Annotated in this window: 15 protein-coding genes; all 15 read left to right on the top strand. The window is 67.1% G+C overall.

Translation table 11 applies throughout. From position 1 onward, the window contains the following. Positions 1–34 precede the first annotated feature (34 nt). The 15 genes from ACZ5R1_RS23355 to ACZ5R1_RS23285 all read left to right on the top strand — a co-directional run bounded on the left by ACZ5R1_RS23355 (position 35) and on the right by ACZ5R1_RS23285 (position 25,573). Positions 35–418 (top strand): hypothetical protein, encoded by a 384-nt coding sequence (locus tag ACZ5R1_RS23355; protein ID WP_464713309.1) that lies wholly within the window; start codon positions 35–37, stop codon positions 416–418. Positions 419–469: 51 nt separating this feature from the next. Continuing rightward, positions 470–889 (top strand): hypothetical protein, encoded by a 420-nt coding sequence (locus tag ACZ5R1_RS23350; RefSeq protein WP_464713308.1) that lies wholly within the window; start codon positions 470–472, stop codon positions 887–889. Between the two features lie 3 nt (positions 890–892). Beyond that, entirely contained in the window at positions 893–1,531 is a 639-nt protein-coding gene (locus ACZ5R1_RS23345) for a phage adaptor protein (protein ID WP_464713307.1), read from the top strand. A 3-nt stretch (positions 1,532–1,534) separates the two neighbouring features. After that, positions 1,535–2,776, top strand: a complete 1,242-nt coding sequence (locus tag ACZ5R1_RS23340) for a hypothetical protein (RefSeq protein ID WP_464713306.1) — start codon at positions 1,535–1,537, stop codon at positions 2,774–2,776. Further along, positions 2,769–3,272 (top strand): hypothetical protein, encoded by a 504-nt coding sequence (locus ACZ5R1_RS23335; protein WP_464713305.1) that lies wholly within the window; start codon positions 2,769–2,771, stop codon positions 3,270–3,272. Before ACZ5R1_RS23340 ends, ACZ5R1_RS23335 begins: the two co-directional genes overlap by 8 nt. A 10-nt stretch (positions 3,273–3,282) precedes the next feature. After that, entirely contained in the window at positions 3,283–3,642 is a 360-nt protein-coding gene (locus ACZ5R1_RS23330) for a phage tail fiber protein (protein WP_464713304.1), read from the top strand. Between the two features lie 2 nt (positions 3,643–3,644). Then, a complete protein-coding gene (locus ACZ5R1_RS23325; protein ID WP_464713303.1) occupies positions 3,645–4,082 on the top strand; it encodes a hypothetical protein in 438 nt (145 codons plus the stop codon). Between the two features lie 12 nt (positions 4,083–4,094). Next, the gene (locus tag ACZ5R1_RS23320; protein WP_464713302.1) at positions 4,095–5,870 is read left to right on the top strand and encodes a hypothetical protein; all 1,776 of its coding nucleotides are present in this window, start codon (positions 4,095–4,097) and stop codon (positions 5,868–5,870) included. After that, positions 5,831–7,837 carry a hypothetical protein gene (locus tag ACZ5R1_RS23315; RefSeq protein WP_464713301.1) on the top strand — a complete coding sequence of 669 codons (2,007 nt, stop codon included), beginning with the start codon at positions 5,831–5,833 and terminating at the stop codon, positions 7,835–7,837. The genes ACZ5R1_RS23320 and ACZ5R1_RS23315 overlap by 40 nt, the downstream gene beginning before the upstream one ends. Positions 7,838–7,846: 9 nt before the next feature. Continuing rightward, a complete protein-coding gene (locus ACZ5R1_RS23310) occupies positions 7,847–8,788 on the top strand; it encodes a hypothetical protein (protein ID WP_464713300.1) in 942 nt (313 codons plus the stop codon). Between the two features lie 12 nt (positions 8,789–8,800). Continuing rightward, positions 8,801–10,936 carry a beta propeller repeat protein gene (locus ACZ5R1_RS23305; RefSeq protein ID WP_464713299.1) on the top strand — a complete coding sequence of 712 codons (2,136 nt, stop codon included), beginning with the start codon at positions 8,801–8,803 and terminating at the stop codon, positions 10,934–10,936. 96 nt (positions 10,937–11,032) lie between these two features. After that, positions 11,033–12,457: a hypothetical protein gene (locus ACZ5R1_RS23300; RefSeq protein WP_464713298.1), complete on the top strand. Its 1,425-nt coding sequence runs from the start codon at positions 11,033–11,035 to the stop codon at positions 12,455–12,457. Then, the gene (locus ACZ5R1_RS23295; RefSeq protein ID WP_464713364.1) at positions 12,457–24,312 is read left to right on the top strand and encodes an LPD38 domain-containing protein; all 11,856 of its coding nucleotides are present in this window, start codon (positions 12,457–12,459) and stop codon (positions 24,310–24,312) included. Before ACZ5R1_RS23300 ends, ACZ5R1_RS23295 begins: the two co-directional genes overlap by 1 nt. Before the next feature lie 131 nt (positions 24,313–24,443). Next, positions 24,444–25,034 (top strand): hypothetical protein, encoded by a 591-nt coding sequence (locus ACZ5R1_RS23290; protein ID WP_464713363.1) that lies wholly within the window; start codon positions 24,444–24,446, stop codon positions 25,032–25,034. Positions 25,035–25,036: 2 nt separating this feature from the next. Continuing rightward, positions 25,037–25,573: a hypothetical protein gene (locus ACZ5R1_RS23285; RefSeq protein WP_464713362.1), complete on the top strand. Its 537-nt coding sequence runs from the start codon at positions 25,037–25,039 to the stop codon at positions 25,571–25,573. Positions 25,574–25,578 lie beyond the last annotated feature (5 nt).

Genomic DNA, 25,578 nt, shown 5'->3' with positions numbered 1-25,578 from the left:
TGATCTACCGGCGGGCTCACTGGAGCACCGCAACATGCCTATTCCGCTGAATCCCAACCGCCAACGCCCGGCGGCCGTCATACAGGACTTCACTTTCGACCAGCTGCAGGACGCCCTGTCCCAGGCGATCGCCCAGCTGCCGGGTGGCGCCATCGTGACGCACGGCCACCTGATGGTGACGACTGCCTTCGCCGGCGCGACCACCGCCCAACTGGGCGACGCGGCCGACGCCGACCGCTACACCCCTGTCGCACTGGACCTCAAGACCACGGGCCTCAAGGCCCTGACCCCCACTGGCTACAAGCTCGAGCAGATCCAGAACCTGCTCCTGACCTTGGACGTCAAGCCCACCGCGGGCGCGGGTCGCCTGGTGCTGCAGTACCTCGAGCACGGAGCCGGACACTTCGTCCAGGGCTAAACGCCCGCCCAGGGATGGGCCCTCCCCCACTCACCGCACAGGTAATCGACCATGACCACTTCCACCGCGCTGCTGCGCTTCCTGCCGCCCCACGGCAAGGATGAACTCCACATCGGCCTGACCTCGGGTCACTCCACCTTCGTCTACCGCGTGAATCCCGAAGACGACAAGCCCGGCACCCCCATCCCCGTGCGCTACCGCAAAGAGGCCATCAGCCGCGGCTGCGAAATCGTGGGCATGGAAGAGGATGACGAGGGCGGCGAGACCCTGCCGGATCGTCACCAGCTGATCATCGCGGCTATCGAGGCCATCATCCAGGCCGACCAGGCCGAAGCCTTCGACCAGGCGGGCCGCCCGCTGATCAAGGCCGTGAAGGATCAAGTCGGCTTCAACGTCTCCAAGCGCGAATACGATGCTGCGTGGGTCGACTTCGAGGCCTCCCTCGACGACGCCGGCGGCGCGGACGCCTAAGCCATGCAAGTGGCCGAGCTGATCCGCAACTGGCGCGAGGACGCCAAGGACGACGAGAAGCCCTACTTCTGGTCGGACCGTCAGCTGCTGCGCTGGCTGAATGCCGGCCTGCGCCGCTACGCCCTCGAGACGCGCAGCCTTATCGACAGTTCGAGCCACTTCACTCAATTCCAACTCGAGCCAGGCGCTGACCGGTTGCCGCTGGATGACCGGATTATCGAGATCCTGCAGGCGAGTACCGTGGCTACGCCCAAGCTCGAGCTGCTCAAGCCTGGCGCCCTGCCCCTGCAGGCGCGACTCGTCACCGGGCACCCCCGCCAGCTGGAAATCGACATCGATGCGCGGCAGATGCGCGTCTATCCGGTACCCGAGCAGGCGGAAGTCCTGCAGCTGCTGGTGATCCGCCTCCCCGTATGCCCGGTCGACCTGGGCGGCGAGCTCACGGACATCCCTGAGCAGGATGTCGAGCTGCTGCACCACTACCTCGACTTCAAGGCCTACCAGGTCCAGGACGCCGAGACGATCGACCCCAGGCGCTCGGCCGAAGGCCTGGCGCAATTCCTGGCCGGCTGCACCCAAGTGCTCGAGCGGGCTCAGGCGCGCCGGCGCACCGCGTCCCGCCCCGTGCAATACCGGTGGTGACGCATGGCTGAAACCCGCCAGAACTGGAGCCTTGGCATCGACAACCGCAGCGACTGGCAGCGGGTGCCCACCGGGGCGCCGTATCGTGGCCAGGCCCAGCCCGGGGCGCTGCGCGAGGCAATCAACGTCGACGCCAATGCCGATGGAAGTCTGAGCCTTCGTGCCGGCTACCAGCGGATCTATGCCGGTACCGACGTGCGCGGGGCCCTGGCCCTGGGCCAGAAGGTGCTGATTGCCGATGGCGCCGACCTGGTTGAGCTGGATCTGGCCACCAGCACCCACCAGGTGGTGCGCCAGATCCCGGCAAGCGGCGTATTCGCCGGCGATGCCCTGAACGGCGAACTGTTCTTCTGCACCAGCAGCGAGACGCTGCGCTACGACGGCCGCACCGTTCGCCCGTGGGGCGTGCCGACTGTGACCTCGCAGCCCCTGCCGTCGATCGTGGCCGGTGGTCTGGCACCTGGTAGTTACCTCTGCGCCTGTACCCTGGTCAATGCCCAGGGCGAGGAAGGCGGTACCGTCCAGGCCCTGACGATCGCGCTCGAGCAGGCCGGTGGCCTGGCGTTCCATCTGCCGGAGGCGCCCGCCGGCGGATCCGTGCGGGTCTACATCGGTCCAGCTTCGGGCGCCACCCTGTACCTGCAGGAAGAGGCGACCGGCTCCGTGACGGTCACAGGCCTGCGCGATGACACCGCCCGGCTGGAAACCATGGGCATGAGCCCGCCCCTGATCGGGCAGGCCATCGTCGCCTACAACAGCGTGCTGCTGACCGTGAACGGCTCAACGCTGAGCTACACCCGCCCTTTCCGTGCCCATCTGCGCAGCGGCCTGGACTTCTTCCAATTCGGCGACGTGATCGACCTGGCCATTCCGGTGGCTGATGAGAACACCGCCGGCCTGTTCGTCGCCGCCGGCGACCGGACCTACTACCTGGCCAGCCTCGAGACCGATGCCGTCACCCAGGCGCAGCCGCTGCTCTATGGCGCCGTGCCCGGTACCGGCGTGCGGCTCCCCTCCGGTGGCGCCACTTGGATGACCCGTTTCGGCCAGCTGCTGGCCAGCCCGGGCGGCATGACCAAGATCCTCACCGAGCGCTTCGCCCACGAGCCCGCCACCAGCGGCGCCGCCGGCGTGCTCGAGCACAACGGACAGCAAATGGTCGTCGCGACCGTGCGCGGCTCCCAGCAGCCTGGCGGATTGGCCGCGGGCGATTACTACATTTCGGAGATCATCACCCATGAGTGACGCCTTGCTTGAGCGTGGTTTCGTCTACCACGGCAAAATCGTCGGGCCGGATGGCCTGGTCCTGGACCAGCACACCGACTTCAACCGGATCCCCAAGGTAGGCCGCGGCCACCTGGCCGGCATGATCCTGGGCACTACCCAGCCGATCGGCGCCTGGTATGCCTTCCTGTTCACCGGCGACTTTTCCCCCAGCAACGACACCACCGCCGCCGATATTCCCGGCAACGCGGCCGAGTTCGTCGGCTACAGCGAGGCTACCCGCCCGCAGTGGGTCAGCAAGTTCGACGGCGATTCCAACATCGACAACCTCGACAGCAAGATCAAATTCACCTTCCCCACCACCAAGCGCATTTATGGCGCGGGACTGGTGTCGGTACCGACCAAGGGCGCCAACACCGGCATCCTGCTGTCCATCACCCGCTTTGCCAGCCCGCGCGACGTGCCGGCCGGCTCGCAATACACCCTCGGCGTCGGCCTGACGCTGGTATCGAGCTAAGGGGCCTGCCATGAGTATGTCCCTCTACGCTCGCAACCAGCTGCTGGGCCTGCTGGTCACCGGCAAGACCCTGTATGTCAGCCTGCACACCGCATCGCCCGGCGAGACCGGTGCGAGCGAGGTGACCGATAGCAAATACGCCCGCCAGGCTGCCACCTTCAACGTGGACGCCTCGGCCGGATCTGCCGCACTGGCCGCGGCCGCCACCTGGGCCGCCACCGCCACCGCCTACACCGTGACCCACGTCGCCCTCTACGACGCCGCCACCGGCGGTAACCAGATCGCGCGCCAGCCGCTCAAGGCCGCCGCGTCCTTCGCGATCGGCGACACCCCCACTTTCGCCGCCGGCGACATCACCCTGCGAGGCTAAACATGAAACGTAGCACCGCCATGCGGTCGGCCCTGCTGGCCGCATTCAAAGCCCAGTTCGACGGCTCCGTGATCGGCATTTTCAGCGGCCCGGTACCGGCCACCGCCGATGACGCGCTGCCCCAGGGCGCCATGCTGCTGTGCGTCATTTCCAAGGAGGGCAGCGGCCAGGGCGTGAGCTTCGACAGCGACACCTCCCAGGGCGTCATGGTCAAGAGCCCGAGCGAGGTCTGGAGCGGCGAGGTCCGCAACGGCGGGACCGCCACGTTCTTCCGCATGTACAAGCTCGCCGACGACCAGACCGCGGCCAGTTCCACCCTGCCGCGCCTGCAGGGCACGGTCGGCCTACTCGATGCCGACCTGAACCTGTCCAGCGTGGATTTCGTCCCGGGCAATGAGCGCCGGCTCAAGACCTTCACCGTGGCGGTCCCCGCCGGCTAAGGGCAGGTCGCCATGAAAAACCGCCTAATCAAGCAGTCCGCGATCAGCTACACCCCGGCGGTTCCGGCCATCATCGCGCGCCCGGCCTACTGCACGACCACCCGCGAATACGTCCAGGTATGGGTCGAGAAAGGCAGCTACGTCACCATCCCGCCGTCCTACGATCCGAACACCGCGGATCTGGCGGCGCGGCTGCGCGGCGGCTACAGCGACGGGCAGCGGATCTTTTCCGGCACCCGCTACCCTGAATACCGCTGGCAGAACGTCACGATCTGCTACCCGGCCACCGCCGGCCGCCCGGGCCGCGATGCCGTAAGCGCCGTCGACAACCAGGTCGGGTGGAACGCCGGCGCCTACAGCCTCGGCAAGCAATCCGGCAACCTGGTGGCCAGCTTCGTCCTGGACCGCTCGCCCAACGGCGTGCTTTGCGGCCTGGCCAAGCTGACCCCCGAGCCGCAGAGCTTCCAGCAGATCGAGCACGGCCTTTTCAGCGATGGCGGGTTCTACCAGGCCTATGAGTCCGGCCGCCTGGTGCATACCTTCGGCGAGCACGCGAGCAATCTGCCAGCGCTGCAGATCGTGCGCCGCGGCGTCGACGTGTCCTATCGCGTCGGATCCGAGGAATACCGCAGCGGCACCCCTTCCCGGGGCGTCCGCGTGCTGGCCGCCATGCTCTACGTCGCCGGCGACTACGTTGAATCCCCGACCCTGGGCGCCCTTGGCAGCATGGCGGCCGACATCGACCTGGTGCTTTCTGGCAGCGCCGGCGCCGGTACCGCGGCAGATCCGGGCACCGGCGGCAACAGCGGCAACGCGCCGGCCTATCCCATGGACGTGGCGATGGACTGGACCCTGGATGGCGATTGCTACCTGGGCAACCTGACCGCCCCGACCGCGCCGCCGGTGATCGACGTAACCGCCCTGGCGGTGACCCTGCCCGTGCAGATGTCCGCCGTGAGCACCGAGGTGGCCAACGAGTATCCTGGCGAGCTGCAGGTGCCATTCCTCCTACTGGCCGACGAGGAATTGACCGGCGCCGCCCGCCTCGACTTTTCTGTCTCGGTCGAGGCCTGGGAGGAAACCAGTCAGGGCACCACCGACCTGGTATTCGACAGCCTGGCCGTGTTCGACGGCCTGGACGCCCCCCTGGTGATCTACACCCTGGTCAGCGAGACCCTGACCCTGGGTACCGTCCTGGATGTGCTGCTGGCCATCGAGGACGATCTGTTCGAGGCCCTGGTGCTGCGCGCAGATTTCAGCGTGGCCATGCTGCTGGAAGAGATCCTAGCCGAGCGCCTGACCGTGAGCGACGACGCCCGCGCGGCACGCCAGCTGGCGCTGCAGTACGCCACCAACCTGGCCACCGGCGCGGTGACCCGCTACCAGGGCTACGACTTCAAGGGCTACCTGCAGGTGCAGGGTGACACCCTGGCCTGGCGTCCTTCCGGCCTGTACCGGCTCGGCGGCGACAAGGACGAGGGCGCATCGATCGAGGCCCTGCTCGAGTTTGCGGCCGAGGACTTCGGCAGTAGCGCCACCAAGATGGGCGAATGGATCTATTTCGGCCTGGACTACGATGGCCAGGCGGTGGTCAAGATCATCGACGACCACGACCAGGAGTACCTGTATCGGGTCCGCGGCGAAGCGCCGACCGTGCGTGCCCAGCTGGGCCGCGGCCTGCGCTCCAAGCTGTGGCGGATGCAGCTGCAGGTGGTTGAAGCGAGCCGTCTGGATCTGGACAGCGTGGAATGGATCGTCCGGACCAGCACGCGGCGCCTGACCCGATGATCCTGCAGACGCTGCGCATTGTTCACGCATCCGGCGCCTACCTTCGGCGCCGGGCTCAGGCCTTGGCCAACCTGGTGGGCGGCGCCCCGGGGCGCGGCGTGCGTCGGCAAATCATCGACGGCTACCTGATCCAGTCGCGCAAGGTCAGCGACAAGGCGGTCACCACCACAATCCAGGATATGCCCGGAGCGGTGATCGGCTACAACGACCCCTACTTCGACAACAACGGCCGCAAGCTGGAGCAGTACGCCACCGTGGGGCCGCGAGACGACTTCGCGCCCAAACAGCGCCTGGCCGACCCCTTCACGCCGCTGGCGCCGGATCCTGATGCCGACGTGAAGACCCCCAACTTTGCCGCGCTGCTGACGCTGGGCACCTTCCCAGGCGACGGCTATGCCTACCATGGGGGTGAGCCGACCGAATGCGGCAAGTACCTGTGCCGCGGCAATGTGATGTCGAGCCAATACGTTCAGGAATCCGAGCGGGGGATTCCCGAGGCCTACGACTTCTGCGCCCAGTTCACCGTGCGCAGCAGTATCTCGCCGGCGCGCGCCTTCGCGGTGCGGGTGTCCGAGGACTATCTGCGCGGCAAGACGGGTGGCTATGGTCTGGCGGCGCGCAACACCAATTTCATCGAGTTCCAGGTAGCGCTGCCGACGTTCCCGGTCTGCGCCTTCGACGGCAAAAGCCTGTTCATCGCCCTGCAGGGCATCATCGACGGCAAGCAGCCGGACAAGGGCAGCATGATCGACGCCGGCGCGCGCGCCCTGCTAATTGCGCGCCTGGACATCACCTTCGAGGGCGAGCTACCCGTCGCTATCGAATGGGGCTGGCACCACCTGTTCGAGCTCACCAAGTCAAGCTATCCGAGCGCCATGGCCTACCCCTGGAAGCCCTTCGACGGCGCCTACGGCTGGTACGAATACGGCGCCGACTATTTCGACGGCGGCGGTAAAACCCGGCTGTACGGCAACATGCAGAACGCCATCGAGGGCGTAAAACTGAGCCTGTCGAGCACTGGCAAGCTGGCGGTATTCGCCATCACCCGCTGCCTGGTGCCGGGTGTCTTGCCCATCTGGCCCGACTACACCCCTCAACCAGAGGTCTTCTGCGCGCAGACGCTGCTGTCTTTCACGCTCGATACCACCAGCGCGAACCCTGCCGTCGTCACCCGCGTGGTGGATCTGGATTGCGGCGTCTCCAACAATTCCACCCCCTACACGGATCTGGGCCTCAAGGATCCAGACGTGTTTCGCGACTTCGTGCTGGTCAACGTTCACCACCTGGACGACAAGCCCCGGGCGATCGTCTACGGGCACCTGATGGAGCGCCTGAGCGGGAGCAACCCCCAGGCGCCCACGATCCTCTCGGAATGGCGAACGCTCAAGACGACCTATTCCCGGATGGTGACGGACGACCTGGCTTTCATCGCCGTCTACGACGACACGCGCCAGCTGACCGTGGCAACCACGATCGAGCTGGGCGCGGCCCTGCACTTCCCCATCAACCCGGGGCGCATCATCACCTACGAAATGGCGGACACCGTGCGCTCTGTGCGCCTGGCGGCCAAGGTGTCGGAGAAGGCCCTGCTGCTGGTCACGATCGCCTACCCCTTCACCGACTACCGCCTGCCGGCCCTGCGAATGCTGCAGTACACCGAGGGCGGCGGCTGGTCATCCCTGGGCATGTTGGAGCCTGCCGAGGGCGAGGGCGGCAACGCGCTACAGCTGCGCTTTCCGTCCCCCTCCTGCTACCAGCTGGCCCAGTACAACGACAAGGGCCAGGAAATCACCCCGGCCGGCGTGCTGTTCAGCTACTACGGCGAGGGCAGTTCGCGCAGCTACCTCTCCAAGGACGGCGGGACCACCTTCACCGAATACATCAAGTTCGGCTGCACCCACGGCGTCTACTACCTGGGCTCGCCCCTGTGGGCACCTGAATACGGCCACTCCTTTACCAAGCAGTAGGGACCCATCATGGCATCGAGCTACAGCGGCACTACCGAACAACTCCTGAGCCTGGCTAGCCAGGCGATGACCGAGGCGGGCAACCAGGCCAGGCGGATCGGCGTCGCCTCGAGGCCCAGCCTGCGCGAAGCGCAGATGACATTTACGCCCAGCGACATCCAGCTGGCCGCCCCGGCCCAGTTTTCGGATCTGTTCGCCGGCGCCAACGCCGACCCGAACGCGAAGGCCATCGACAGCAAGGTCGACGCCTGGATGGACAAGTTCTTTCCGTCCATCAGCGGCAACATGAAGGGCATCCCCGAGGATTGGCTGGTAGCGGTTATCTCCGGCACCAAGCCCTACGGCCAGGACGCGACCGTCTTCGACCTGGTGTGGCATCGCGCGCGCGATCGAGCCTACCGGACCGCCCGCAGCGAGCAGCGCACCCTAGAAGCGAACGTATCGGCCCGCGGCTTCACACTGCCCAACGGGGCGCTGGCGCTGGCCCTGCTGGACAGCGAGCAACGCGCGAGCGAGGCGGCCCTAGAGGTCAACCGCGAGCAGGCCATCAAGGACGCGGAAATCAAGCAGGAACTGCTCAAGTTCGCCGTGCAGATGGCCACCAACTTGAAGACCGGCATCATGCAGAACTGCGCCGACCTCTTCCGCGCCTACACCCAGCTGTACAACCTGGACAACGACGCTGCGCGCTCCAAGGCCCAGGCCTACGCCAGCTTCTACGGCGCCATGAGCTCCTACTACGGCGTCGAGGTGTCCCTGGAGCAGATCAAGCTGCAGGCCGCTAAGGCCCGGGTAGACGCCAGCGGCGACATCGATCGCAACCGGGTCGCGCTGCACAACGTCCAGACTGGCAATGACGCCCTGGGCCAAGCGACCCGGGCGTTCGGCGACATCGCCTCGCAAGCCGCATCCTCGGCCGGCACCCTCGCCGTCCAGACCGAAAACCTCTAAGGATCCACGACTATGGCCCTGGCCGTTCGCCGCATCAGTGCCCCCGAATCAGGGGGCGAGTTCAGCCGTTACGCAACCGATGGGGAGTCGCGCTGGATCTTCGGCGCCAGCAATGGCACCTATGTCTCGCTCGACGACACCGCGACCTGGGCAAAGGTCAATCTGCCGCTGACCTATGCCCGGTACCTGTTCGGCGCTGGCCGCATCATCGCCGTGCAGGACGGCTACCCAGCCTATGTGTCCGAGGACGATGGCCAGACCTGGACCGCCAGCAGCCAGAACATCACCGCATCGACCGTTCCGTATGCCCCGTGGGGCGTCTTTGCCATGGGCCAGTGGGAGGGCTTTTTCTATGCCGCCGGCTATTCGGTCGCCGGCACGGTCTATCGCACCGCCAACGGCATCAATTGGGATCCGGTACCCATCCAGGGCCTGCCCTCTACCGACAGCCTGCGCGTCGACTGGATCGCCCTATCTGCAACCAACCAGGTGCAGGTCGCCCTGACCTTCAAGGACGGCAGCGGCAACTGGCGCACTGGGGTTGCTGTGGTGGAAGGCAGTAACCTGGTCTACAAGGACACGGCGCCCCTGACGGGTTCGACCAACCAGTCTATCCGTACTGCCGGCAGCGCCTCGGCCATCCTGGTGAGCACCAGCAGCGGCACCTCCGACGCCGGCAACGTGGTGCAACGAACCTACTTCTTCAACGGCTCCGGCTTCGAGGCGGTGGCTGACTTCTTTTCGCAGGACTCGATTCCGTCCATCACCTTCAAGGATAGCAGTGGCAACCTGGCGGCCCTCGCTGTGGTACCTCCGAAGGGCACCACCAAGACCCGGCTCATGCGGCGCGGGATAGATGGCGTCTGGAGTCTGTCCGCCGAACTGGATTCGGACCTTGACTGGCAGGGCTACTATTCGCCGGCCGTGACCATGATGGCCCCGCTTGGAACGTCGGTGCTCATCAGCAGCGCAAAGGCCCTGTTCAAGACCGAGGACGGGCAGCTGCTGAACAACATGGGCGTGCCCGCGGGCGTGCTTGGCAGCGACCTGGTGACCACCGCCAAGCAGATCGTCTTCATTTCCCGCAGCACCGGCGAAGTGTTCGAGCTGGGTGAGCCGCCGGTAGGCCCGTTCACCACCCAGTACATCGACGGGCGGGACAAGTACGGCAATGGCTTTATGCAGGGCCGTGCGCTGAGCTATGGCGATTACGGCCTGTGGGTCAGCGATTACGAGTGCCTGGTCGAGAAAGACCAGGTTTTCACCGACATCCCAGTGCAGAGCTACCAGCCAGGCCACGACGGCGTTTACTACGTCGCCCAGGATGATGCCCGGACGCTCTACCGGGCCTTGCCGCCGCAGATGAACCCCGAACTGATCGGCAACGCGATCGCCAACTGCTACGTCTACCGGATGGTCCGGGTACCGGCTGGCTTCTATCTCTACGCCAATGACCAGGTGCAGCGCAAAGAGGGCGTGTGGTTCTCGGCTGACGCCCAGTCCTGGAGCTATCTCAGCAGCCAGCAACCGAACGAGTTCGTGACCTGGCAGGGCACGGTGCTGGGTATCGGCAACACGGACATCCAGCAATTCACGCCCGCCGGCGCGAGCGTGCTATTCAGCGACGACAACTACTATCCCCGCGGCGCCGCTGAGTTCCAGGGCAACCTGTACCTGTCGCTCTACAGCCGCATGGAAGGCCGCGCCGAGGTCTACCGCTGGACCAACGGGCAGAAGCAGCTGGTGGCCTACACCAACAAGGTCGACAGCAACAATTGCCCGCTACTCATCACGGACCAGTACATCGTCATGGCGTCCCGCAATGGCTACCTGTACAGCGCGGACGGCGCGACCTGGACCTGGATCGACTTCGACCCTGCCGAGAAAATCATGCAGGGGTGGAACGGCGTGGACCGATTCGCACGGAACGGCCAGGACGGTCTGTGGCTGCTCTATTACGGCAGCTTCAACGGGTACCGGATCCTGCGCCTGTACATCAACCGCACGGCGCCTATCATTCCGGCGTTCTGGACCGGCTTTTTCAAGGCCTACGAACTGACCGGCAACGCACCGGGCGTCGGCAGCGCCTCCGGTAGCGGCGCCGATGGAAAGGACGGTGCCAGCGACCTTCCCGTGATGCAGGCATAACAACTGCAATTTGATAGCAAAAACTCGCCGGATGGGCCCCATTGACGGGCCATCCGAGTGACATACCCTCGCCCCCGAAATTACCCCGGGGGCCACATGGCACAAGACGACCTCAATGCCGGCGATGTCCAGCTGGCCAAGCAGAAAAGCCAGCAGGACGGCCGGGCGCAACGCCTGGTCAACCAGATACAGAGCCAGGCCCAGCCCTTCGCTGCAGCGCCGGCGGCTGCTCCGATCGCTGGCAATCCCGAGCGCGCCACGCGGATGCAGGCCCAGTTCGATACGCCCGTCACCCGTGGCGTCCCCGCCGCGGCCGGTGCGCCTGCCCCGATCACGAACTATGGCCCGAACCTCGGCCAGATCCAGGCCGGTGCTTTGGCGGATATGGGACGGTCCCTGGTCGCGAGGATTGCCGGCGGCGATCCGGCTACCCTTCCAGGTGGCCAGAGCAAATTCACGAACACGGCCCTGACCCAGGCCGCCCGCCAAGGTACCGGCTCGCTGGGCGATGATGTTCTGACCCATATCGGCGCCCGCCGCGCGGACGGTAGCGATCCACAGCAGGCGCCGGCTATCGCTACTGCCGCGCCGGCAGCCGCAGCGGTGGCCAAGCCTGCACCCCCGACGACCCAGGACCAGGCACCGATCACCCCGCCTGCCGCCCAGCCCGCTCCGAGCGCCGCGGCTACCGCCCAGCCTGCACCCAAATCGAACGGCTACCGTGACACCGGCATAGCCGATGGCCTGGGCAGCAAGATCGTCATGCGCCGGGACGCTCAAGGTCGGCCGAGCTTTACCAACGACGCCGCCGCTGTCGCCGGTGCTGCCGCCGCGGATGCCCAGCCCCGTGCCGGTCTGAGCATCATCGGTGGTGGCCAGGAAGGCATGGAGCGCAACCTGCGCGCCGTGCAGATCATGCAGCAGACACGCCGCGAGAACGCCGGCGGCGGCCTGACCATCGTTGCGGATGGCACTCAGGGCACCCAGCGCCAGCAGCAGCGCCGTGCAGCGACCCAGGCTCAGGCGCAAGCACAAGCTGGCCAGCAGCGTGCCGGCCTCCTGCAGGACATCCCTCCCTTTGATCCGAACAAGGCCGCGGCCGACCGCCTGGCCATCCAGCGCGGCCAGCAGGAAGTCGCCGGTGGCCAACTCCAGCTGCAGCAGGCCCAGCGCCTGGCCAATCTGCAGGCGGTGGTAGCCGATGGGTCGCGCCCTGCAGAAGAACGGCAGCAGGCCGCTGCGCAGATTCAGGCCCTGCAGGGCAGCGACAAGGACCGCTATCAGAGCCTCGAGGTACCTGGCGGCGTGGACGAGGGGACCGGCAAGACCATCGTTCTGCGCAAGGTGTTCGACACCCGTACCGGTCGCTTCGTCGACGAGGGCGCTGGCGCACCTGGTGCGCAGCCTGCAGCGCCGGCGCAGAAATTTACCCCCGGTTCCATCTACCGCAACCCGTCCGGCCAGAGCGCTCGGTTCAAGGGTTATGACAGCAACGGCAAAGAGCAGTGGGAGCCCGCTTGATGGACTTCGATTCCAAGGACGCAGTAGCGGCCGACCAGACCACCTCCACCCCGGCCGCCAGCGAGCAGCCTTTCCAGTTCGATTCCGCCGGCGCCACCGAGGCGAGCATTGGCAACGAGTTCAAGCGCGGCATCAGCGCCGGCATCGATTCCGCCCAGGGCGCCCTGTACGGCCTGGCGGGCATGGCCGGTGATGCCGCAGGCCTCGACGGCGTGCGCGACTGGGGCCTGGCCGGCTACCAGCGCAACCAGGCAGAAGGCGCCGAGAACGCGCCGGCTGTGGGCACCTACCGCAGCGTGGGCGGCTTGCACGACGCTGCCCTCTACGCCGCCGGTGGCCTCGGCTCGCTGGTGCCCTTCGCCGCCACCTCGCTGGCAAGCGCCGGTACCGGCGGCCTGGTAGCCGCTGGCGCCAAGGTCGCGGCCCGCAAGGGCGTCGAGCGCTTTGCCGAGTCCCGCCTGGCCCAGGGCGTCGCTGCCGCTGCTGGGCGCCTGCCCTCGGCGGCCACCGGCGCCAAGCTCGGCGCGGTGGCCAACTCGATCGGCACCGAGCAGGGCCTGATCTATGGCGACATCCATGAGAAGACGGGCGAGTACGCCCCGGGCACCGCTGCAGTCTACGGCGCCGCGGCCGGCGCCCTGGACGTGCTGCCCGAGCTGCGCCTGGCTGGCAAGATACTCAACCGCGGCGGCAAGGCCGCCACCGAGCGATTCGTGCCCGGACTGGCCAAGCAGATGGGCCTGGAAGGATCCACCGAGGTCGGCCAGACCGCGCTGGAAAACCTGGCCGTCCAAGACGTGGACCCGAATCAACGCGCGTTCGAAGGCGACAACCTGCACCAGATGGTCGACGCCGGCATTATCGGCGCCCTGGGCGGTGGCGCTGCGCACACGATCGGGCACGGCTACACCCGTATCGCCGGCGTGCCCGAGCCGGTACCGGACGGCCCGCTGGCCAGGGCCGCAACCGTGGCCGCGCCTGCTGTCCCTGGCTTGCCTGCGCCTGAGCGCCTGGGCCTGCCGTCGCCTGATACCCTCTACACCGGCGAGGATGGCCAGACATCGACTGTCGGCCCGAACATCAACGTCGACGGCACCAAGCAGCCATCGGTCCAGGGTCAGACCTGGGTGGATCCGCAGAACCAGGTGCGGCCGCTGGGTGGCCAGGGCATGGAAAGCCAGACGCCCCAGGGCGATATGGGCCGCGTCGGCCAGTACCTCGAGCGGCCGGCGGATCTGTACCCACCCGCCCAGGTGCCCGACCAGGGCGTTACCCTGCGTGGCGAGAAGATCCAGGACGAGCCCGAGCCGATCGACTACCAGGCCGAGCTGCGCGAGCGCGCCCGCGTCCGCGGCTACCTGACCGGCCCCGAGACCAAAGAGACCGAGCCGGCACCCGAGGCGTCGCCGGCGGCCACCGAGCGCCCGGCGCGGTTGCCGCTGAACGTGCTGGATCCGCAGACCAATCGCGCGAAGCTGGCCCAATTCCGCAAGAAGGTCGAGAAGGGCGCGCGTCCCCAGGTCCACCTGCAGCAGGACGAGCAGGGCAACCTGCAGGCCTATGTGACCACCGGAATGAGGGGGGAAGGCAACCCAGCTTTCCGCCTCGACGTGACCCCTGACGAACTCCAGGGCCTGCAGGCCAATGAGGCCGAGCTGCAGAACATCATGGACGTGACCAGCGCCCATGAAGCCGAGGTGAAAGCCGGCCGTTCCCGCTGGGAAGACAGCCCGGTAGCGCCCGACTATTGGGACAAGCACATGGCGTCCTACGACGCCCTGGTCAAAGAGCCCGTCGCCCGCTTGTTCGCTGGCGAGCCCGCGGCAAAGGCGCCCACCGCCGACACCTTCGACGATCGCCTGGCCAAGGCCAAGGGCGAGATTCGCGAGGGCATCAAGCAGAAGCGCGCCGAGAAGCGCCAGGCCAAGCCCGCAGAGCCCACGGCCGCCCCGCGCCGCGGTGAAGTCGGGGGTAAACTGGCCGCCGGCGAAGTGGTCACGACCGCCACCGGGCGTAGCACCACGCCGTTCCCGGCCATAAAAACGGACACCCAGCGCAAGACGATCAACACCATCAAGGCGGTCGACCGTTGGCTAATGCAGAACGCCCACGACGAGGCCACCGCCCGGGGCGACGACTTTGCCCGCCGCCAGTTCGAGCAGAACCTGGACAAGCCGCAGCAGGCCGATAAGGACGCTGCCGAGGAATACCTGTTCGGTACCGCGCCGATCGCACCGCAGCCGCGGCCCCTGCTCAAACCGCTGGTGCCCGAGGCGAAGCCGGAAGACGAACGGCAGCGCCTGCAGGCACGCCACGCCAAGATCGACCAGGCCCTGGATCAACTCGAAGACCGCAAAATTGCCTGGCTGCACACCCGCGCCGGTCTGCCAGGCCAGGGAAAGCTGATCCAGCAGAAGCGGGATGACCTCAAGCAGTTGCATCCGGACGATGCCGAGCGGCTGCTCAAGCTCGACGCTGACAAGCCCGCTGCCGCCGCGGCACCCCGCGAGAAGGCCAAGGCCCAGCAGCAGGGCGGAAGGATCCAGCGCACCGTCCAGCAGCTGGGCCAGGTTGGCGATCGCTTCACCGTGTCGAAGGACATCGGCTATGTCAGCGCTGGCCGCACCTACACCATCGAGCAGATCGATACCGGCGGTACCGCCCATGTGCGCTCCGAGCAGGGTCGCACCACCCTGTCCCGGTTCGAGCTGACCACTGCCCTGCGCGACGGCGCCACTGTCGAGAAGCTGGGGCCCGTAGAGGCCGATAAAGGCGAAACCCAGGCCGAGGTCCGCCCCGCGGCCGAAAAGCCCGCTAGTGAGCCCGCAGAGGCCGCCTATGGCGAATCCAATCGCCTGGTGAGTAAGGACCGCGCCGCCGAGATTCGCGCCAAGCTGAAAGCCAAGCTCAACGGCTCGCAGCTGAACAGCGGCCTGGATCCTGAGATTCTGTCCCTCGGCGCCGAGCTGGCCGTGTTCCACATCGAGGCGGGCGTGCGCAAATTCGCCGCCTTCGCTCGCACCATGGCCCAGGACCTAGATATGCCGCTGGAAAAGGTCCGGCCGTTCCTGCGTTCCTGGTACAACAGCGCCCGCGACATGCTCGAGGATCACGGCGAGTCGATCGAGGGCATGGACAGTCCGGACCAGGTGCGCGCCGAGCTGGCCAAGCTGACCAACGAGCCCGTGCCGATCGGCGCCACCCAGGCCATCGTCACCCCGGCAGGGCGTGAGCTCCTGGTGCGGCCGAAGGTGGTCGAGGCCGCTGACCTGGTGGCGAGCAACGACGACGGCGGCGCGGTGAATCCTGCCTATCCCAAGCACCTGCAGCCGCGCGACAGGACCCGTGCGTCCAGCGAAATGCAGGTGAACGACCTCGCCGCCAACATGAACCCGCGCCTGCTGGGCATGACCTCGAGCGCCACCGATGGCGCGCCGATCGTAGGGCCGGATTCTGTAGTCGAGTCGGGCAATGGCCGAACCATGGCCATCCGCCGCGCCTACGAGCGCAACCTGCCCAGCGCCCGCGAGTATCGCGCCTGGCTGAAAGAGCAGGGCCACCAGGTGGATGGCATGACCGCCCCCGTGCTGGTGCGCGAGCGCGTCACCCCGCTGGACGACGAGCAGCGCCGCGCCTTTACGGTCGAGGCCAACGAGCGCACCACCCTGACCCAATCCGCCAGCGAGCGCGCCCTGCAGGACGCCCGCGAGCTGGACGGCATCATTGACCAGTACCGCGGCGGTGACGTGGGCGCCGCGCAGAACCAGGGCTTTGTCCGGGCCTTCATGCGCGACGTGGTGGCCAAGGCTGACCAGGGCGCCATGATGGACGCCGATGGCCTGCTGTCCCAGGACGGCCGCCGGCGCATGGAGGCCGCTCTGATGGCCGCGGCCTACGAGGATCCGGGCGTGGTCGCCGAACTGTTCGAGAACAGCGACAACGACATCCGGTCAATCGGCGGCGCGCTGCTGGACGTGTCGGGCGGCTGGGCGCAGATGCGCCAGGAAGCCCGCGCCGGCCGGATCCCCGCCGGTATGGACATCACCCCCAACGTGCTCGAGGCGGTCAACCTGGTGCGCAAGGCGCGCGCCAGCGGCCGCCCCGTAGCCGAGCTGGTCAACCAGAACGACATTTTCGCCGGCGACCTGGATCCGATCACCCAAACGGTGGTCAGCTGGTTCTATCGCGGCGACAACTTCAATCGTGCGCGCGGTCGGGACAAGGTGGCGGATATACTCCGTGACTTCCTCACCACCGCACGCGCCGCCCAGCCGGGCGACAATATGTTCGGCGACCCGGAACCCACCGGCGCCCAGGTAGCAGGAGCCACCCGTGACAAGATCCAGCGAGACGAACAGCGCAGTGAGCAACAAGCCGGCCATCAAGGCGGACTCTTCGGTGCTTCTGGCTTTGGCGGCGGTGTCCGCACGCGCGGCGACACGCGACAAGGATCCGAGCCTGGCCAAGCTCGCCCAGCAGCTGAAACAGGGGGCGTAGATGTACCAGGTAAGCCCCGAACTCTGGAACGAGATAGCCAGCGCGCAGAAGCTGCAAAATCCCTCCCTGGCGATGCTGCTCCGGATGCCTCGGGCGGAAATGCTGCAGCAGATGCAGAGCATGGAACAGGCGCTGGAAGCGAACGGCGTGCCGGACAGCGTGATAACCAGCTACCTGACGATGGCGCCGCTGCTGGCCGAGCACGAGGCGATCAGCCAGTTCATCAACGAGACGGGCAGCTCGAGCCTACGCCAGGCGCTGCCCGAGGTGCTGACGGCGCAGGAAGCCGTAGCGATCGCCCAGCAGGATCGCCCGTTGAACGACAGCGAGAGCGAGCTCTTGCTCAAGATGCTGACACCGCTCGAACCGAGCTAGAGCGCCGCAAGGCCGCCCAGCGCAAGGCCAACGATAGCGTTCCCACCACCCGCCAGGCTGATCCGGACGAGATTGCCCGGGCCCTTCCCCTGCTGCTCGAGCCCCAGCGCGACGACGTGCTCAAGGCCGAAACCCGTTTCCAGTCTGGCAACGGGATGCTGTTCACCAACGGCACCGGTACCGGCAAGACCGCCAGCGGCCTCGGCGTGGCCAAGCGCTTTGCCAATGCCGGCCGCGACAACATCCTGGTGGTCGTCCCCTCCGACAAGATCGCCAGCGACTGGGTGAAATTCGGCGCCATGCTCGGCATGGACCTCACCCAGCTGGACAGCACCGACGACAACGGCCGATCGGGCCCCATCGTCACCACCTACGCCAACTTCGGCGCCAACCGCGCGCTGGCCAAGCGCGACTGGGATCTGGTCATTCCGGACGAGGCGCACTACCTGTCCAGCGCCCAGGACGGCGAGCGCACGCACGCCCTGTCCACCCTGCGCGCTCTGACCGGCCACCATGACGGGTTCTATCGCTGGATCCGCGATCGCTACAGCCGTGAGTACGACGCCCTGCAGCAGGCCCAGTCCGCACTGCCGGACGCTGAGGCGCGCCAGTCGATGACGCCGGCGGCGATCGCCAAGCTGGAGCAGGCCGCGGACAAGGCCAAAGCCAAATGGGACGCCATCGAGCAGCGCGAGGCCCCCAAATGGCGCGAGCGCTGGGAGCGCCAGCAGGATCTGCCCAAGGCGGTATTCCTGTCGGCCACCCCGTTCGCCTACGTCAAGAACGTGGATTGGGCTGAGGGCTACCTGTTCCATTACGCGGATCCGCGCGAGCAGTTCGGCAGCACCGAGCAGATGCGCGGCTACAGCTACAACAGCGGCGACTCCCGCGAAAAATTCTTCATGCAGCACTTCGGCTACCGGATGCGCTACAACAAGCTCACCGCGCCGGAAGCCGGGGTAAACCTCGAGCTGCTCGAGCAGAACTTCAACCAGCACCTGCAGGACACCGGCGCCCTATCCGGCCGCCGCCTGGACGTGCCGCACGACTACGATCGCAAGTTCGTGCTGATCGATGCCGGCATTGGCAAAAAGATCGACGAAGCGTTCGCCTACCTCAACGACGAGAGCCGCGCCGCCACCGAGCGCGGTGACGAGCAGGCCGACCTGTACCGGGACGTGGAAAACGCCACCCGCAAGGCCTTCGACTACCAGTCGCGCATGTACCTGCTCGAGGCCTTGAAGGCGCGCGCGGTCGTGCCGCTGATCAAGCAGCACCAGGCCCTGGGCCGCAAAGTCGTGGTCTTCCACGACTACAACAAGGGCGGTGGCTTCAACCCGTTCGAGCGTGTGGTGCAGCAGATCACCAGCGGCCAGCCGGCCCGCGACCTGGCGCGCCAGCTGTTCGCCGCCCGCCCGGACCTCTTCAAGCTGGATTTCTCCGGCCTCTACTCGCCGATCGAGACCCTGGGCGCGGCTTTCCCGGGCGCCCTGTTTTTCAACGGCACCGTGCCCAAGGCCGAGCGCCGCGCCAATGCCGATCGCTTCAACGACGAGGCGGGCGAGCACCGGCTGATCGTGCTGCAGTCCGATGCCGGCCGCGAGGGTGTCAGCCTGCACGACACCACCGGCAAGTATCCGCGCGTGCTGATCAACCTGGGTCTGCCCGTGCGCCCCGTGGCCGCCACGCAGATCGAAGGCCGCACCTACCGCACCGGCCAGGCCTCGGACTCGGCATTCCGCTACCTCACCACCGGTACCAGCTGGGAAGCGGGCGCCTTCGCCAGCAAGATCGCCCAGCGCGCGGCCACCGCGGAGAACCTCGCCCTGGGCGCCGAGGCGCGTGGCCTCAAGCAGGCATTCATCGACGCCTACGAGAACGCCAACGACGACGCCCCTTCGGCCGAGGATGGCCGCGGCGGTAAGGAATACGATCGGGCGATGTCGGCCGGTAGCCTGCTGTCCGGCTTCAACAAGGCGAAGACCTACTACTACGCCCAGCAGAAGAACACCAAGCGTCGCGACCAGCGCGAGGGCGATGACTACTACGCCACCGCCGAGCCCGTGGGCTTCAAGATGGTCGAGTGGTCGGGGATCCAGGACGGCGAGAAAGCCCTCGAGCCCAGCGCCGGGCATGGCGCCATCGCGCGATTCTTCCCGCCTCTGGCCGACGTGACCATGGTTGAGCCGAGCTACTCCCTCGCCGAGCGCGCAGCGCTGGCCAACGGCGGCGCCAGGATCGAGACGATGCGTTTCGAGGACTTCCCCCTGGTCAACAAGGCGCACGCCATCGTGATGAATCCGCCCTACGGCCGCGGCGGCAAGACGGCGATGGAGCACGTCGCCAAGGCCGCCCGGCACCTGTACCAGGGCGGCCGGATCGTGGCGCTGATTCCGCGCGGCGGTATGGTGGAGCGCTATCTGTCTGACTTCATGGCCAGCGATGCGGCCAAGGGTCTGCAGGAGGTGGCCACCGTCGCCCTGCCCGGGCTGGCATTCGAGCGCGCCGGTACCAGCGTCAACACGCAGATCCTGGTGCTGGAGAAAACCGACCGGCCGCTGGCCCCGCGCAGCATCGACCTGTCGAGCGTCGAGGACATCAACGAGCTGTTCGACCGCCTTGAGCACCTGGAAATGCCCGATCGCGGCCCGGTGGAAGCGGCGCCTGCAGAAGCCCCTGCCACGCCGGCGCCGGCCGCGGCTGACGCGCCGAAGACCTCGCCCTTCCGCAAAGCTGAGAAGAACGGCCAGAAGTCGGGCCATATCACGCTCAACGGCCAGCAGTACCCGGTGGTGGAGCACATCACCAAGGGCGGCAAGGGTAAGGTCATCCACGGCATCATTCGCCCCGACCTGACCCAGGCGCAGGCCAAGGAAATCGACGCCTACACCTTCAAGAAGGACGGCGGCTGGTTCATCCGCACCGAGCACCTGACCGATACCACCGGTACCCGCTACCGTCTGGATCCGCTGCCCGACTTCACCGTGGCGCCCACCCGGCTCAAGCGCGAGGTATTTGGCAGCGTCGCCCGCAAGCTCGCCGCCGGTACCGGCGTGGATGTCCTGGTCGTCGACAGCGTGGGCGACCTGCCCAAGGTGCTGCGCGAGCGCGTGGCGGCCGATGGCACCCGCAACACCGTCCGCGGGATCTGGCATAACGGCCAGGTCTTCCTGATCGCCAACCGCCTGCGCGACGTGGACCATGCCGCGCAGATCGCGCTGCATGAGATTTTCGGCCATGCCGGCGTGCGTGCCGCCCTGGGCGATCGCCTCAATCCCGTCCTGGACCAGATCCACCGCAGCCTGTCTGCCAGCAGGATCCAGGAGCTGGCCAGCCTCTACGCCGGCCAGATCGAAGGGATGGCGCCTGCAGACGCCCGCCGCCTGATCGCCGACGAGCACCTGGCGCAGCTGGCCGAAAGCAACCCGCGCAATGGCTTCGTGGCCAGGGCGATCGCCGCCATCCGCAAGTTCGCCCGCGAGGTGCTGGGCCTACCGGTGCGCTGGAGCCAGGCCGAAATGGTCGACCTGCTCGCCCAGGGCCGCCGCGCCCTGCTCGAGCGCCGCGCCGGCGCCGGTACCCGCTACAGCCAGGGCGAGGACGTTGCCGCCCAGGAGTTCGAGCGCACCGCCCAGCAACTGGGTGGCGAAGCTGCGCACCAGGAGGCGCGCGCCGCCGGCCGCACCAAGCTAGACTATCGCCAGTGGGTCCAGGTCCGGACTCCATCGTTCAAAGCATGGTTCGGAGAGTGGGAACATGGGGCTCAAGAAGTATACGGACGAGGAAGCGGCGCCGTTTCTGAACGCGCTCAAGGGCGCGAAGACGCAGGAAGATTTCGAGGCGGCAATAGAGCTGCTGCCCCCGCTGACGCCGGAAGAACAAGCGATGTTCGACGAGTGGGGCGACCTGAAACCGGAGTTCCGCGACTAGATCCGGAAACCGGCGAGCCCGCCGTTTTCTACCACGGCACCGCCGATCGCTTTACCGCCTTCGACACCGACCACCCCAACCGCAAAGACGCCGGCTGGCTTGGCCGTGGCGTCTACCTTACGAACAACGAGCCACTCGCCCGCAGCTACTCCCGCGCCAAGCGCGGCGCCGGCGAGCCCCAGGTCATGGCTCTGTTCGCCAACCTGAGCAACCCCTATATCGCCTCGCTCCAGCTGAAAGGCCGCTTGCAGAAGGCCACCCAGGCGCAAGTCGATGCTTTCACCGAGCAGCTGCGCGCAGCCGGCTACGATGGCGTCGCCCTGCCCTTCCACGGCGGCGGCCTCGAGGTCATGGTGCTGGATCCGGCCAACGTGAAGTCGGCCACCGACAACGCCGGCAGCTTCGATCCCACCACCAGCGACATCCGCTACAGCGTCGGTGCCCAGCCGGGCGACAAGGCCGACCTGGAAGCGCTGCGCAAGCTGGGCCTGGTACCCGAGGAAGCCAAGGGCGTGCTGGCGCGGCTGCGCGAGTTCGTCCAGGGCGATATGCGCGCCAAGCTCGACGCCCTCAAGGCCCGCGCCAATGAAGGCATCTTCGACGGCCTGGCTGGCATCCGCCAGGCAGAGGAAGCGGTCGGGATCACCGGCGAGCGCCGCGGCTACGTCTCAGCCCGCCTGGCCACCGGCCTGCCCGATGTGATGCACGGCCTGTTGCACTACGGCGCCCCGCAGTGGAGAGACGGCGTGCTGCAGCACAAGGCAGGCACCCGCGGCCTGCTGGATGTCCTGGGCGACCTGGGCGGCGAGAACCTGACCGACTGGCTGGCCTGGGTCGGTGCCAAGCGGGCCGAGCTGCTGGCGGCCGAGGGTCGGGAGAACAACCTGGAGCCTGCCGAAATCCAGCGCCTGCTGGCCAAGGCTGGCGCCCGGGCTCCACTGTTCCAGCAGGTCTATGCCGAATACGCCAAGCTCAACACCGCCATGCTCGACGTGGCTGAGCAGGCAGGCCTCATCAGTGCCAAGCAGCGCGCGGGCTGGATGAGCGATTACTACATCCCCTTCTACCGGATGCCGGAAGAAGAGGACGGCACCAGCACCCTGCTGGCGCCCACCAGCAAGGCAGGCCTGTCGCACCAGTCGGCCGCGATCAAGCGCCTGACCGGCGGCGACATCCCCACCGCCGACCTGCTGAGCAACGTGCTGACCAACTGGAGCAAGCGCCTTGATGCGTCGCTGAAAAACCGTGCGCTCCTGGACGTGGTGGACAACCTCAAGGACACCCCTTACCTGGAAGCCGAGCCCAACCCGGGCGCACCGGCCCGGGCACAGGGCGTGGGCTTTGCGCGCGATCGCGACGACATCATTCGGGTGCAGCGCGACGGCAAGGACGAGTACTTCAAGGTCAAGGACAAGGCCCTGCTACGCGCCGTCACCGCCATGAGCGGCATGTACTTCAAGGATCCAGTCACCACCCTGGGCCGCAAGTTCAAGCGCCTGCTCACCACCGGCGTGACCGCCGCCCCGGACTTCATGCTGCGCAACTTCCTGCGCGACTCGGCGCAGGCCTGGATCACCAACCCGGACAAGTTCAAGCTCGGCATCGACTCGGTGAAAGGCCTGCGCGCGGCCTTCGCCAAGGACGCCGACTATCGCGACCTGATGTTCGGCGGCGCCTCCTTCGCCGGCGGCTATGCGAACGCCGCGGATCCAGAGGCCGCGGCCGAATCGATCCGCCGGGCCCTCAAGGCCAAGGGCCTGACCAAGGCGCAGCAGGACAGCTATCTGGCCAGCCTGGCCAGCACCAGCGGCAAGCTGGGCGATGCCCTGGCCAAGGGCTGGGAGAAATACCGGGAAATCGGCGAGCGGATCGAGAACGCCAACCGGCTGGCCACCTACAAGCGCGCCCTCGAGGCGGGCAAGTCGCGGCGCCTGGCGGCCTTCGAGGCCAAGGACCTGATGGACTTCTCGATGCGCGGCAACTTCGTCGCCCTGCAGTGGCTGACCGACGTGGTGCCGTTCCTGAACGCCCGCCTGCAGGGCCTGGGCAAGCTCGGTCGCAGCTACCGGGACGACAAGGGCCAGGTACTGCGCCAGGTCGTGATGAAAGCCGGGATGCTGGCGGCCTTCTCACTGATCCTGGCGGCTCTCAACGGCGACGACGATCGTTACAAGGCCCTGCAGGAATGGGACAAGGATGCGAATTGGCACTTCTGGTTCAGCGCCGACCAGGTGGAGCCCATCCGGATCCCGAAACCCTTCGAGCTGGGCCTGCTGTTCGGCACCCTCCCCGAGCGCCTGCTCAACGTCACCGCCGGTAACCAGGACGGCGCCCAGCTGCAGGGCGCGATCGCTCGCGGCGTGGTGTCGACGCTGGCATTCAACCCGATCCCACAGTTCTACATGCCGATCCGGGACATCCAGGCCAACAAGTCGCTGTACTTCGGTACCCCGATCGAGTCGCTGGCCGACGAGGGCAAGCTCTCCGCTGCGCGCTATGACTCGCGCACCAGCGAGGTGGCCAAGGCCCTGGGCCAACTGACCGGCCCGACCCTGGGCCTGTCGCCCAAGCAGATCGACTACCTGGTCAAGGGCTACACCGGTACCCTCGGCGCCTACGTGCTGGGCGCCAGCGACCTGGTGGCCCAGCAGTTCCAGGACGGCGAGCGCCCTGCCCTCACCGCCCGCCAGGTGCCGCTGCTGTCGGTCATCTACAAGGGCTCGAGCCCGGGCAGCACCCAGTACCAGACGGATCTGTACGATATGGTGCATGAGGCGGACGAAATCTATCGCACCGCCCGCGCCTGGCGCCAAGAGGGCCGCGTGGGCGACGCCCGGGAGTTGCTCGAGGACAACCGCGACAAGCTGCGCCAGCGTGGCGCCCTGGGCCTGGCCCGCCAGCAGCTGGGCAACATCCGCGCCCAGCGTGAGCAGGTCATGCGCAGCACCACCCTGGACGCCGAGCAAAAGCGCGACCGCCTGGACGAGCTGCAGCGCCGGGAGAATCGCATCGCCGAGCGCGTGGCCACCCGCGCCCGGGAGGCATTCCAATAACCAGCAAATAGCGATCATATTGCTATCAGATTGCCCGCTAATTGCGGGCTTTCTGCTATCTGAGCACCAGCATTGACGACGCCGGCAAGTGACATACCCTCGCGGCCACTTCCTGCAACCCGGGTGTCGTTATGTCCTGCACTCAAGCCCTGGCCATCCCCCTGGGCCACACCTTCGAATTCGTGTTCCGGATCGGTACCGCGGTGCCGGTGCTGCGCGCGATCGAGGCCATCAGCAAGACGGCGCCGGTGACGCTGACCGTTCCTGAGCACGGCCTTACCCGCGATTGGCCGTTCCGGATCGAGCAGCTGCAGGCGCCCGCCGAACTCAACAGTCCCGAGGACGACCCGGGCGACTGCTACCTGGCGGACGTGGTGGATCCGCGCACGCTCCGCCTGCCAGGCGTGAATGGCCTGGGCCTCAAGGCCTTCGCCGGCGCCGCGGCGGTGATCCGCTACTACAAGCCTGACGATCTGACGGGCCTGGGCGCCAGGCTGCTGGTGCGCAAGCTCGCCGGCGGCGAGGTGCTGGCCAGCTACTCGAGCACCGAGGGCGGCGTGCGCGTGGAGACCGATACCGCGTCGATCATCCTCGCCCTGAGTGCCCTGCAGACGAAGGCCATCACCTGGCGCCAGGGCGTCTATGACCTCGAGCTGTTCGACCCCCTCGATGCTGGCCGCGTCTACCCGATCGCCAGCGGCTCGATCACGGCGAGTCTCTGACCATGGCTGTCCAATCGCTGATCCTGCGCCCACGGCGCCAGGTGCTGGCGCTGCGCGATGGCACCACGGCCGTCTACCAGGGCCGCATGGATCCGGCCCCAGCGCCGCGCCAGCGCAACGAACAGCTGCCAACCAGCATGTTGGTACTCGGTCACGGGTATCGCGGCGCTCCGGGCCCTATGGGGCCTGCAGGCGCTGCAGCCTTCGCCCGCCCTGCTGGCGTCTCCCTGAGCGCCCTGCGCTTCTGCTACGAGCTGGGTGGCCAGGTCTTCCCCCTGGACTACCAGGACGCCAGCCATATCTACCTGGCCGCCGGCCTTGCCCTCTCAGCAGGCGCGATCGGCGACCAGGTGAACCTTCAGATGTCCGGCCCGGTGGATGACCTCCATTGGTCCTGGACGCCTGGGCCCCTGTGGCTGGGCGCAGCGGGCGCACTGACACAGCAGCCGCCGACCGAGGGCTTTCTGCTCCAGGTAGGCAGTGCGCTCTCCCCCACCCGCATCCTTCTCAACCCCAGTCAGCCAATCGAATTGGCATAGGAAAC

This window comes from Pseudomonas sp. Pso3, assembly GCF_055393275.1.
Note: the sequence above shows the minus strand (reverse complement) of the source record. Positions and strands in the feature narration are given on the sequence as shown.

What these genes read in the sequence shown, in the direction of transcription:
- ACZ5R1_RS23310 (WP_464713300.1), top strand. Translation starts at nt 7,847, where the DNA reads ATGGCATCGAGCTACAGCGGCACTACCGAACAACTCCTGAGCCTGGCT.
- ACZ5R1_RS23295 (WP_464713364.1), top strand. Translation starts at nt 12,457, where the DNA reads ATGGACTTCGATTCCAAGGACGCAGTAGCGGCCGACCAGACCACCTCC.
- ACZ5R1_RS23300 (WP_464713298.1), top strand. Translation starts at nt 11,033, where the DNA reads ATGGCACAAGACGACCTCAATGCCGGCGATGTCCAGCTGGCCAAGCAG.
- ACZ5R1_RS23355 (WP_464713309.1), top strand. Translation starts at nt 35, where the DNA reads ATGCCTATTCCGCTGAATCCCAACCGCCAACGCCCGGCGGCCGTCATA.
- ACZ5R1_RS23330 (WP_464713304.1), top strand. Translation starts at nt 3,283, where the DNA reads ATGAGTATGTCCCTCTACGCTCGCAACCAGCTGCTGGGCCTGCTGGTC.
- ACZ5R1_RS23305 (WP_464713299.1), top strand. Translation starts at nt 8,801, where the DNA reads ATGGCCCTGGCCGTTCGCCGCATCAGTGCCCCCGAATCAGGGGGCGAG.
- ACZ5R1_RS23335 (WP_464713305.1), top strand. Translation starts at nt 2,769, where the DNA reads ATGAGTGACGCCTTGCTTGAGCGTGGTTTCGTCTACCACGGCAAAATC.
- ACZ5R1_RS23290 (WP_464713363.1), top strand. Translation starts at nt 24,444, where the DNA reads ATGTCCTGCACTCAAGCCCTGGCCATCCCCCTGGGCCACACCTTCGAA.
- ACZ5R1_RS23320 (WP_464713302.1), top strand. Translation starts at nt 4,095, where the DNA reads ATGAAAAACCGCCTAATCAAGCAGTCCGCGATCAGCTACACCCCGGCG.
- ACZ5R1_RS23350 (WP_464713308.1), top strand. Translation starts at nt 470, where the DNA reads ATGACCACTTCCACCGCGCTGCTGCGCTTCCTGCCGCCCCACGGCAAG.
- ACZ5R1_RS23325 (WP_464713303.1), top strand. Translation starts at nt 3,645, where the DNA reads ATGAAACGTAGCACCGCCATGCGGTCGGCCCTGCTGGCCGCATTCAAA.
- ACZ5R1_RS23285 (WP_464713362.1), top strand. Translation starts at nt 25,037, where the DNA reads ATGGCTGTCCAATCGCTGATCCTGCGCCCACGGCGCCAGGTGCTGGCG.
- ACZ5R1_RS23340 (WP_464713306.1), top strand. Translation starts at nt 1,535, where the DNA reads ATGGCTGAAACCCGCCAGAACTGGAGCCTTGGCATCGACAACCGCAGC.
- ACZ5R1_RS23345 (WP_464713307.1), top strand. Translation starts at nt 893, where the DNA reads ATGCAAGTGGCCGAGCTGATCCGCAACTGGCGCGAGGACGCCAAGGAC.
- ACZ5R1_RS23315 (WP_464713301.1), top strand. Translation starts at nt 5,831, where the DNA reads ATGGATCGTCCGGACCAGCACGCGGCGCCTGACCCGATGATCCTGCAG.